This is a genomic window from Streptomyces sp. NBC_00885 (assembly GCF_045207475.1).
Lineage (GTDB): Bacteria > Actinomycetota > Actinomycetes > Streptomycetales > Streptomycetaceae > Streptomyces.
This window is the reverse complement of the sequence record NZ_CP108796.1, coordinates 2,195,488-2,207,500: the sequence shown is the minus strand read 5'-3', so window position 1 is coordinate 2,207,500 and position 12,013 is coordinate 2,195,488. Positions and strand designations below refer to the sequence as shown.

Sequence of the window (12,013 nt, the reverse complement as noted above, 5' to 3'; positions counted from 1 at the left end):
CCGCTGCTGAACACATAGGCAGTGTGGAGGGAACGAGGGGAAGTGAAACATCTCAGTACCCTCAGGAAGAGAAAACAACCGTGATTCCGGGAGTAGTGGCGAGCGAAACCGGATGAGGCCAAACCGTATGCGTGTGATACCCGGCAGGGGTTGCGCATACGGGGTTGTGGGATCTCTTTGTCATCGTCTGCCGGCGATGAGACGAGTCAGAAACCGTTGATGTAGGCGAAGGACATGCGAAAGGTCCGGCGTAGAGGGTAAGACCCCCGTAGCTGAAACATCAGCGGCTCGTTTAAGAGACACCCAAGTAGCACGGGGCCCGAGAAATCCCGTGTGAATCTGGCGGGACCACCCGTTAAGCCTAAATATTCCCTGGTGACCGATAGCGGATAGTACCGTGAGGGAATGGTGAAAAGTACCGCGGGAGCGGAGTGAAATAGTACCTGAAACCGTGTGCCTACAAGCCGTGGGAGCGTCGCGCGCAGAGTTTACTCTGTGCGTCGTGACTGCGTGCCTTTTGAAGAATGAGCCTGCGAGTTTGCGGTGTGTTGCGAGGTTAACCCGCGTGGGGAAGCCGTAGCGAAAGCGAGTCCGAACAGGGCGATATAGTAGCGCGCTCAAGACCCGAAGCGGAGTGATCTAGCCATGGGCAGGTTGAAGCGGAGGTAAGACTTCGTGGAGGACCGAACCCACCAGGGTTGAAAACCTGGGGGATGACCTGTGGTTAGGGGTGAAAGGCCAATCAAACTCCGTGATAGCTGGTTCTCCCCGAAATGCATTTAGGTGCAGCGTCGTGTGTTTCTTGCCGGAGGTAGAGCACTGGATAGGCGATGGGCCCTACCGGGTTACTGACCTTAGCCAAACTCCGAATGCCGGTAAGTGAGAGCGCGGCAGTGAGACTGTGGGGGATAAGCTCCATGGTCGAGAGGGAAACAGCCCAGAGCATCGACTAAGGCCCCTAAGCGTACGCTAAGTGGGAAAGGATGTGGAGTCGCAGAGACAACCAGGAGGTTGGCTTAGAAGCAGCCACCCTTGAAAGAGTGCGTAATAGCTCACTGGTCAAGTGATTCCGCGCCGACAATGTAGCGGGGCTCAAGCGTACCGCCGAAGTCGTGTCATTCCAGCATGAGGGCCAACGCCCGCTGGGATGGGTAGGGGAGCGTCGTGTGCCGGGTGAAGCCGCCGCGTAAGCGAGTGGTGGACGGTACACGAGTGAGAATGCAGGCATGAGTAGCGATACACACGTGAGAAACGTGTGCGCCGATTGACTAAGGGTTCCTGGGGCAAGCTGATCTGCCCAGGGTAAGTCGGGACCTAAGGCGAGGCCGACAGGCGTAGTCGATGGACAACCGGTTGATATTCCGGTACCCGCTTTGAAACGCCCAGTATCGAGCCCATTAATGCTAAGGCCGTGAAGCCGTCCTGGAGCCTTCGGGCGAAGGGGAGTGGTGGAGCCGCCGGCCCAAGGTGGTAGTAGGTAAGCGATGGGGTGACGCAGGAAGGTAGTCCAGCCCGGGCGGTGGTTGTCCCGGGGTAAGGGTGTAGGCCGTGTGATAGGCAAATCCGTCACACATTAAGGCTGAGACCTGATGCCGAGCCGATTGTGGTGAAGTGGATGATCCTATGCTGTCGAGAAAAGCCTCTAGCGAGTTTCATGGCGGCCCGTACCCTAAACCGACTCAGGTGGTCAGGTAGAGAATACCGAGGCGTTCGGGTGAACTATGGTTAAGGAACTCGGCAAAATGCCCCCGTAACTTCGGGAGAAGGGGGGCCATCACTGGTGAGAGGACTTGCTCCTTGAGCTGGGGGTGGCCGCAGAGACCAGCGAGAAGCGACTGTTTACTAAAAACACAGGTCCGTGCGAAGCCGTAAGGCGATGTATACGGACTGACGCCTGCCCGGTGCTGGAACGTTAAGGGGACCGGTTAGTCACATTTCGGTGTGGCGAAGCTGAGAACTTAAGCGCCAGTAAACGGCGGTGGTAACTATAACCATCCTAAGGTAGCGAAATTCCTTGTCGGGTAAGTTCCGACCTGCACGAATGGCGTAACGACTTCTCGACTGTCTCAACCATAGGCCCGGTGAAATTGCACTACGAGTAAAGATGCTCGTTTCGCGCAGCAGGACGGAAAGACCCCGGGACCTTTACTACAGTTTGATATTGGTGTTCGGTTCGGCTTGTGTAGGATAGGTGGGAGACTTTGAAGCAGCCACGCCAGTGGTTGTGGAGTCGCCGTTGAAATACCACTCTGGTCGTGCTGGATGTCTAACCTGGGTCCGTGATCCGGATCAGGGACAGTGTCTGATGGGTAGTTTAACTGGGGCGGTTGCCTCCCAAAGGGTAACGGAGGCGCCCAAAGGTTCCCTCAGCCTGGTTGGCAATCAGGTGTTGAGTGTAAGTGCACAAGGGAGCTTGACTGTGAGACCGACGGGTCGAGCAGGGACGAAAGTCGGGACTAGTGATCCGGCGGTGGCTTGTGGAAGCGCCGTCGCTCAACGGATAAAAGGTACCCCGGGGATAACAGGCTGATCTTCCCCAAGAGTCCATATCGACGGGATGGTTTGGCACCTCGATGTCGGCTCGTCGCATCCTGGGGCTGGAGTCGGTCCCAAGGGTTGGGCTGTTCGCCCATTAAAGCGGTACGCGAGCTGGGTTTAGAACGTCGTGAGACAGTTCGGTCCCTATCCGCTGTGCGCGTAGGAGTCTTGAGAAGGGCTGTCCCTAGTACGAGAGGACCGGGACGGACGAACCTCTGGTGTGCCAGTTGTCCTGCCAAGGGCATGGCTGGTTGGCTACGTTCGGAAAGGATAACCGCTGAAAGCATCTAAGCGGGAAGCCTGCTTCGAGATGAGGACTCCCACCCCCTTTGAGGGGTTAAGGCTCCCAGTAGACGACTGGGTTGATAGGCCAGATGTGGAAGCCCCGCAAGGGGTGGAGCTGACTGGTACTAATAGGCCGAGGGCTTGTCCTCAGTTGCTCGCGTCCACTGTGTCAGTTCTGAAGTAACGAACTGTCGAGTCCCCCTTTGGCCGGGGGATTCCGGAATCGATATCTTCATAGTGTTTCGGTGGTCATTGCGTTAGGGAAACGCCCGGTTACATTCCGAACCCGGAAGCTAAGCCTTTCAGCGCCGATGGTACTGCAGGGGGGACCCTGTGGGAGAGTAGGACGCCGCCGAACAATCTTTAGCCTCAACCCCCGGACTCTGTCCGGGGGTTGAGGCATTTTTGCGTTCGGGGGTGCTCACGCCGGCGTCCACGGGGACCTGAGCACGTGGACCACGGCTGCGGACCGGGTGTGGCGGTTTAGAGCACCCTTCTGTTCGGTGTATGATCTATCTCGTTGCCGCCGCGCAGCACGCCCCAATAGCTCAGTCGGTAGAGCGTCTCCATGGTAAGGAGAAGGTCTACGGTTCGATTCCGTATTGGGGCTCGTACAGACGAAGGCCCTCGCCAACTGGCGGGGGCCTTCGGCGTGTTCAGGACCTGTGAGGCTCCGGGACGCGCATCGCCAGGATCGCCATGTCGTCGGACGCGGGCTCGGCGGCGAAGCGTTCGACCGCGCGCAGGACGCGGGAGGCGACCGCGCCCGCCGTGAGCCCCGTGCAGTTGGTGAGGACGTCGATCAGGCCGTCGTCGCCCAGCATGCGGGTGCCCTCGCGGCGTTCGGTGACGCCGTCCGTGACGCAGAGCAGGACGTCGCCCGGGTCCAGGGTCACCATCTGCTCGTACAGCTCCAGGTCGTCCATGACGCCGAGGAGAGGCTGGGGTTCGGCTGCCGCTTCGACGCTGCCGTCCTGGCGCAGGCGCAGCGGGAGCGGGTGGCCGGCGCAGACGACCTTGAGGATCGCACTGCCGTCCTCCTGTGGCCACAACTCGCCATAGAGGAGGGTGAGGAAGCGGCTGCGGGCTCCCTCGTCGAGGATCGCGGCGTTCAGCCGCTCCAGGACCGCGGGGCCTCCGAAGCCCTCCCGGGCGAGCAGACGCAGGGCGTGGCGGGCGAGGCCTGTGACGGCCGCGGCTTCCGGGCCCGTACCGCACACGTCGCCGATGGCGAAGCCGTACGCGCCGTCTCGGATCGGGAAGAGATCGTAGAAGTCACCGCCGACTTCGTTTCCTTCGCCCGCCGCCCGGTAGATGACTTCGACCTCGACGCCGGGGACATGGGGGAGTTCCGGCGGGAGCAGGCTGCGCTGCAGGGACTGGCTGATGGCCACGCGCTCGGAGTACAGACGGGCGTTGTCGAGGGCGAGGGCCGCTCGGCGGGAGAGGTCTTCGGCGAGTTCCAGGATCTCCTGGCGGAAGTGGTCGTCCGAGGGCTTGCCGAGGGTCAGCATGCCGATGACGCGGTTGCGGGCGACGAGCGGCAGGACGACGGTCTCGCCGCCGACTGCGGCGGCCGTGGCGAGGGTGGCGCCGATGCCGGAGGAGACCGGCGGGCTTGAGCCCAGGCCGAGTTCGCGCCGGGAGGTGCGCAGGGCAGCCCGGTGGGCGGCGTCGGCCGGCGCGGTCCACACGCGGGCGCCGGGGGTCGTCACCGGGTCGGGCGGGTCGATCTTGGAGAGGAGGGCCTTGAGACCGTCGATCCTCTCCTCGTCCTCGTGCAGTACGTAGCTGAGATACGGCTCGGAGGCCTGGTCGGCGATCGTGTAGACGGCGCACCAGGTGGCGAGTGTCGGAACGGTCATCTGGGCCATCAGGGCCAGGGTCTGGTCGCGGTCGAGTGTTCCGGCGAGCAGGTCGGAGGCCTCGACGAGGAAGGAGAGCGAGCCGCGGCGCAGCCGTTCCAGTTCGCCGAGGCGCGCCGATTCGACGGCCAGGGCGATGCGGTCGGCGGCGAACTGGAGGCGCAGGGCCTCCTCGTTGGAGTAGCGGCCCGCGGATTCTGCGGCGACGCCGAGGGAGCCGGTGAGGCGGCCCTCGACCTTGAGCGGGACGGTGACGACCGAGCGCATGCCGGTGGAGTTGAGGAGCGGGACGGCGCCGGGGACGGCTGTGAGGTCCTCGTGGACGGCGGGCATACGGGCGGAGCCGTAGCGTCCGGTGCCGGCTTCGACGGGGACGCGGGCGAACCGCTGGCGGGCGGAGGGCAGTCCAGTGGTGGCCCGTACTTCCAACTCGGTCTCGTCGTCGGTGGCGAGAAGCAGGAAGGCGGCGTCGCCGTCGAGCATGTCGCGGGCGCGTTCGACGGTGCGCTGGAGGAGGCCGTCGAGGTCGTCGGGTGCGGGGGAGCCGATGAAGATCTCGAAGGGGTCGGTGGTGCGGCTCTCGGCGCCGGTTTCGGTCACGGGGGCGCGCTGTGGGGTCTGCAGAATGGCGCGTTCGTCGTCGCGTACGAGAAGGCAGACGGTGGAGGGCTCGCCGTTGGCGTCCCGTACGCGAAGGTGCGATGCGTAGACGGGCACGACGCGGCCGTCGGTGCCGCGGATGCCGTAACTGCCTTCCCAGCGGGAGAGTCGCAGCGCGTCGGCGATGCCGGTGCCGATGCCGGGCGTGTGCGGCCAGGCGGCGACGTCGGTGAGGGGTTTGCCCATGACCTGGTCGGCGGCGTAGCCGAAGAGGTGCTCCGCGTCCTCGTTCCAGACGGAGATCGAGCCGGAGCGGTCGATCTGGATGACGGCGACGCGTACGCGTTCGTCGGCGACCGGGAGCAGGGCCACGGGCAGGACCGGGCCGGCGGAGCGGGTGCCCACCGGGCGCTGGGGGAGGTCGAGTTGGAACCACACCTGCTTGTGGGTGGGGGTGTACTCGACGCCCCAGCGGGAGGCGAGGGCCGCGCACAGAAGCAGACCGCGGCCGTTCTCACGGTCGGGGCTGACGACGACACGGCCGCTGCCCTGGAGTGGGATCTCCCGTTCGGGGTACCGGTCGCCGACTTCGACGCGTACGCCGTCGTCCGTGCGCAGACACAGGACATCGGCGGCGGTGCCCGCGTGCACGACGGCGTTGGTGACGAGTTCGCTGGTGAGGACCACGGCGTCGTCCACGACGTCGGCGTGTCCCCACCCCTGCAGCGTGTCACGGACGAAGGCGCGGGCGGTCGCGACGGACCGCCCGACAGGGTCGAAGGTGGCAGCCGCCCGCGCGGTGATCACGGAACTCCTCGTACGCGTCTCGACGCCCGGCTCTGCCATGATGCGGCCTGCCCCTCCCGGTGCCCGGTGCCAGTACTCGCCCCACACCGCCCCCGCCGGGCGGACGGGGCGGTTGGACAGCCGGATGCCAGGTTACTTACCTTCGCTGTCCGGGCGGATGCCGGTCGCGGCTGTTTCCGCCCACCTGGGGTGGGGACGCTATGCGAAGCTGCCGAACTGTTATGGCCTGGTTCGGCCATGGTGAAACACTGGGCAGGCTTCCGGAGACAGCCCGGGCAGTACGGTCAACCCCTGCGGGAGGGACACGGTGGAGTCTGGCGTGGCGGCGCGTGCCAACAACACGCGCGCAAAAGGCGGACGGTCCCGGAACAATGGGACAACCGAAGTCGATGCGGCGGCCCTGAACAGGCTGCTGGCGGCTCTGGTGTCGATGCGGGACGGGAACTTCCGTCGGCGCCTGACGGTGTCCGGCGACGGCGTGATGGCCGAGATCGCCGCTGTTTTCAACGAGGTGGCCGACCGGAATCTGCACCTTACGGGTGAGCTCGCACGCGTACGCAGGATGGTCGGGCGCGAGGGGAAGCTGACCGAGCGGCTGGAGACGGGGGCCTGTGAGGGCTCCTGGGCGGCCGCCATCGACGCCTCGAACGCGCTGGTGGACGATCTGGCGCGTCCGGTGTCCGAGGTGGGGCGGGTCCTCTCGGCGGTCGCCGAGGGCGACCTGGAGCAGCGTATGGAGCTGCGCTCGCACGCCCCGGACGGCACCGAGGGGTCCGTACGGCCGCTGCGCGGCGAATTCCTGAAGGTCGCCCGTACCGTCAACAACCTGGTCGACCAGCTGTCGGCGTTCACCGACGAGGTGACGCGGGTGGCGCTGGAGGTCGGCACCGAGGGCAAACTCGGCGGCCAGGCACAGGTGCGCGGTATGTCTGGTTCGTGGAAAGATCTCACGGATTCGGTCAACACCATGGCGTACCGGCTCACCGCTCAGGTGCGTGACATTGCTCTCGTTACCACGGCCGTGGCCAAGGGTGATCTGTCGCGAAAGGTCACTGTCCATGTGGCCGGCGAGATGCTTCAGCTGAAGAACACCGTCAACACGATGGTCGACCAGCTGTCCTCTTTCTCCTCCGAGGTGACCCGGGTGGCCCGGGAGGTCGGCACGGAGGGAGAACTCGGCGGCCAGGCGACGGTGCCCGGTGTGGCGGGTGTGTGGAAGGACCTCACCGATTCGGTGAACACCATGGCCGGCAATCTGACCTCGCAGGTGCGCGGCATCGCCGAGGTCACGACGGCCGTCGCCAACGGCGATCTGTCGCAGAAGGTCACGGTGAGCGCTCGCGGGGAGGTGGCGCAGCTCGCCGAGACCATCAATCAGATGACCGAGACACTGCGTACGTTCGCGGACGAGGTCACGCGCGTGGCGAGCGAGGTCGGAGCCGAGGGGCTGCTCGGCGGGCAGGCGCAGGTGCCGGGAGCGGCCGGGACGTGGAAGGACCTCACCGACTCGGTGAACACCGTCTTCCGCAATCTGACCACCCAGGTGCGGGACATCGCCCAGGTGACGACGGCGGTCGCCAATGGCGATCTGTCGCAGAAGGTCACGGTCGATGTCGCGGGCGAGATGCTGGAACTCAAGAACACCGTCAACACGATGGTGGACCAGCTCTCGGCCTTCGGTTCCGAAGTGACGCGAGTGGCCCGGGAAGTCGGCGTCGAGGGTCGCCTCGGCGGGCAGGCCGGAGTACCGGGCGCGGCAGGCACGTGGAAGGACCTCACGGACTCGGTGAACACCGCGTTCCGTAACCTCACCGGCCAGGTGCGGGACATCGCCCAGGTGACGACGGCGGTCGCCAATGGTGATCTGTCGCAGAAGGTCACGGTCAATGTCGCGGGCGAGATGCTGGAGCTGAAGAACACCGTCAACACGATGGTGTCGCAGCTGTCCTCGTTCGCCGACCAGGTCACGCGGATGGCGCGGGACGTGGGCACGGAGGGCATCCTGGGTGGCCAGGCGCGGGTCGACGGCGTCAGCGGTACCTGGAAGGAACTGACCGACTCCGTCAACTTCATGGCGGGGAACCTGACTTCACAGGTGCGGCAGATCGCTCAGGTGACGACAGCGGTGGCCCGCGGTGACCTGTCGCAGAAGATCGACGTGGATGCCCGGGGCGAGATCCTGGAGTTGAAGAACACCATCAACACGATGGTCGACCAGCTCTCGGCCTTCGCCGAGCAGGTGACCCGGGTGGCCCGGGACGTGGGCACGGAGGGCCGCCTCGGCGGCCAGGCGCAGGTGCCGGGCGTCGCCGGAGTGTGGCGTGATCTGACCGACTCGGTGAACGGAATGGCCGAGAACCTCACCGGTCAGGTCCGTAACATCGCGCAGGTCGCCACCGCGGTGGCCCGCGGCGACCTGTCGCAGAAGATCGACGTGGATGCCCGGGGCGAGATCCTGGAGCTGAAGAACACCCTCAACACGATGGTGGATCAGCTCTCCAACTTCGCCGAGCAGGTGACCCGGGTCGCGCGCGAGGTGGGCACCGAGGGCATTCTGGGCGGTCAGGCCGAGGTGCAGGGTGTCTCCGGCACCTGGAAGGACCTCACCCAGTCCGTCAACTTCATGGCGAACAACCTGACTTCACAGGTCCGCAATATCGCCGAAGTGACCACGGCGGTCGCCAAGGGCGACCTGTCGAAGAAGATCACCGTCGACGCCAAGGGCGAGATCCTCGAACTGGTGACGACGGTCAACACGATGGTCGACCAGCTGTCGGACTTCGCCGACGAGGTCACCAGGGTCGCCCGTGAGGTGGGTACGGAAGGTGTGCTGGGCGGTCAGGCGCGGGTCCGCGGCGTCACCGGCATCTGGAAGGACCTCAGCGACAACGTCAACCTGATGGCCAACAACCTCACCAATCAGGTGCGTAACATCGCCCGGGTCTCCGCGGCGGTCGCCAACGGTGATCTGACCAAGAAGGTGACGGTCGAGGCGCGCGGCGAGGTCGCCGAGCTGGCCGAGACCGTCAACACGATGGTGACGACGCTGTCGTCGTTCGCCGACGAGGTGACCCGGGTGGCCCGCGAGGTGGGCACCGAGGGCGAACTGGGCGGCCAGGCCCATGTGCCGGGCGTCTCCGGTACGTGGAAGGACCTCACCGAGTCCGTGAACTCGATGGCCTCCAATCTGACCGGTCAGGTGCGCCAGATCGCGACGGTCACCACCGCCATCGCCAAGGGCGACCTCACCCGGAAGATCGACATCGATGCCCGCGGCGAGATCCTGGAGCTGAAGACCACCATCAACACGATGGTCGACCAGCTGTCCTCGTTCGCCGGAGAGGTCACCCGCGTGGCCCGTGAGGTGGGCACGGACGGGCAGTTGGGCGGTCAGGCCCGGGTCCGGGACGTCGACGGCACCTGGCGCGACCTCACCGAGTCGGTGAACGAGATGGCAGGGAACCTGACCCGCCAGGTGCGCGCGATCGCGGCCGTGGCGACCGCGGTGACCCGCGGCGATCTGAACCTCAAGATCGACGTGGATGCGGCCGGTGAGATCCAGGTCCTGCAGGACAACATCAACACGATGATCGCGAACCTCCGCGACACGACCCTCGCCAACGAGGAGCAGGACTGGCTCAAGGGCAACCTGGCCCGTATCTCCGGTCTGATGCAGGGCCGCCGCGACCTCGACGACGTGGCCTCGCTGATCATGAGCGAGCTCACGCCCGTCGTCTCGGCGCAGCACGGCGCGTTCTTCCTGGCGATGCCGACGGGCGGCGGCGCGGATGTGCCGGGGGGCGGGGAGCTGTCGTACGAGCTGTGCATGCGCGGCAGTTACGGCTACTCCGCCGGTCTGATGCCGACCGCGTTCCGTCCCGGCGAGACCCTGATCGGCACCGCGGCCGAGGAGAAGCGGACCATCCAGGTGAATGTGCCGCCGGGCTATCTGAAGATCTCCTCCGGGCTCGGGGAGGCCTCACCGGCGTATGTGATCGTGCTGCCGGTGCTCTTCGAGGGGAAGGTCCTCGGTGTGATCGAGCTGGCGTCGTTCCAGCCCTTCACCCAGATCCAGCGGGACTTCCTCAACCAGATCGCCGAGATGATCGCGACGAGCGTCAACACCATCAGCGTCAATACGAAGACCGAGGTGCTGCTCAAGCAGTCGCAGGAGCTGACCGAGCAGCTGCGTGAGCGCTCGGCGGAGCTGGAGAACCGGCAGAAGGCGCTGCAGGCCTCCAACGCCGAACTGGAGGAGAAGGCCGAGCTGCTGGCGCAGCAGAACCGCGACATCGAGGTGAAGAACACCGAGATCGAAGAGGCGCGGCAGGTGCTGGAGGAGCGGGCCGAGCAGCTCGCGGTCTCGATGCGCTACAAGTCGGAGTTCCTGGCGAACATGTCGCACGAGCTGCGTACGCCGCTCAACTCCCTGCTGATCCTGGCCAAGTTGCTCGCGGACAACGCCGAGGGCAATCTCTCGCCGAAGCAGGTGGAGTTCGCCGAGACGATCCATGGCGCGGGCTCCGATCTGCTGCAGCTGATCAACGACATCCTCGATCTGTCGAAGGTCGAGGCGGGCAAGATGGACGTCAGCCCGACCCGCATCGCACTGGTGCAGCTCGTCGACTATGTGGAGGCGACGTTCCGGCCGCTGACCGCGGAGAAGGGTCTCGACTTCTCCGTACGGGTGTCGCCGGAGCTGCCGGCGACACTGCACACCGACGAACAGCGACTGCTGCAGGTGCTGCGCAACCTCCTGTCCAACGCGGTGAAGTTCACCGACAGCGGCGCGGTCGAGCTGGTGATCCGGCCGGCGAGCGCCGATGTGCCGCAGTCGATCCGCGAGCAGCTGCTGGAGGCGGGGTCGCTGCGGGACGCGGACGGCGATCTGATCGCCTTCTCCGTCACGGACACCGGAATCGGGATCGCCGCCGGCAAGATGCGGGTGATCTTCGAGGCGTTCAAGCAGGCGGACGGCACGACCAGCCGCAAGTACGGCGGTACGGGCCTGGGTCTGTCGATCAGCCGGGAGATCGCCCGGCTGCTCGGCGGTGAGATCCACGCGGCGAGCGAACCGGGCCGCGGCTCGACCTTCACTCTCTACTTGCCCCTTCACCCGAGCGAACTGCCGCCGCAGGGCTACCCGCAGCTCGCCCCCGGCGCGGCCGATCCGCTGCGCGGCGGCGCGGACGACGGTGGGGAGGACTTCATCCCGCAGGGGCACCAGGAGCCGTCGGGGCCCTTGGACGCTCACGCGGGTCCGGCTGCCCTGTTCCGGCGCCGGCGCAACGCTCTCGGCTCCGTGGAGCAGCGGCACGCGCTGCCCGGGCGCCAGGGCGCGGCGCCCGGCTCGGAGCAGTGGGCCGCGGCGAACGGCAGCCAGGAGGCGCCGGAGGCGAGGCGCACCTTCGTGTTCGACAGCGAGAAGGTGCTCATCGTCGACGACGACATCCGCAATGTCTTCGCCCTCACCAGCGTGCTGGAGCAGCACGGCCTGTCGGTGCTGTACGCGGAGAACGGCCGGGAGGGCATCGAAGTCCTGGAGCAGCACGACGATGTGACGGTCGTACTGATGGACATCATGATGCCGGAAATGGACGGGTACGCCACGACGACGGCGATCCGCAGGATGCCCCAGTTCGCCGGTCTGCCGATCATCGCGCTGACCGCGAAGGCGATGAAGGGCGACCGCGAGAAGGCCATCGAGTCCGGCGCTTCCGACTATGTCACCAAGCCGGTTGATCCGGACCATTTGCTCTCGGTGATGGAGCAATGGATGCGCGGGGAGTGAGCGATGCCTGCCCGGATCGCCGCGAGTTGCTGACTGACTGTGCCCTAAGGCGTGTGAGGCGACGGTATTCGGGGAACCTTCTGGTCTCCCGCTACGTTTCTGCTACGTGCACTGTGACATCACGGTG

General features: G+C 65.5%; 2 protein-coding genes, 1 tRNA gene and 2 rRNA genes (1 of these 5 cut by a window edge). 4 read left to right on the top strand and 1 reads right to left on the bottom strand.

All coding sequences use genetic code 11. The features are described from left to right. The 3 genes from OHA61_RS09590 to OHA61_RS09580 all read left to right on the top strand — a co-directional run. Positions 1-2,972, top strand: a 23S ribosomal RNA gene (locus tag OHA61_RS09590) (it extends 152 nt beyond the left edge of the window). A gap of 92 nt (positions 2,973-3,064) precedes the next feature. Then, positions 3,065-3,181, top strand: a 5S ribosomal RNA gene (gene rrf, locus OHA61_RS09585). Positions 3,182-3,360: 179 nt separating this feature from the next. Next, positions 3,361-3,433, top strand: a tRNA-Thr gene (locus tag OHA61_RS09580). 46 nt (positions 3,434-3,479) lie between these two features. On the opposite strand, the gene OHA61_RS09575 is transcribed toward OHA61_RS09580, so the two are convergent. After that, the gene (locus OHA61_RS09575) at positions 3,480-6,134 is read right to left on the bottom strand and encodes a SpoIIE family protein phosphatase (RefSeq protein WP_406302705.1); all 2,655 of its coding nucleotides are present in this window, start codon (positions 6,132-6,134) and stop codon (positions 3,480-3,482) included. Between the two features lie 268 nt (positions 6,135-6,402). Between OHA61_RS09575 and OHA61_RS09570 the strand changes: the two genes are divergently transcribed. Then, positions 6,403-11,886: a HAMP domain-containing protein gene (locus OHA61_RS09570; protein WP_406302703.1), complete on the top strand. Its 5,484-nt coding sequence runs from the start codon at positions 6,403-6,405 to the stop codon at positions 11,884-11,886. The last annotated feature ends 127 nt before the right edge of the window (positions 11,887-12,013 follow it).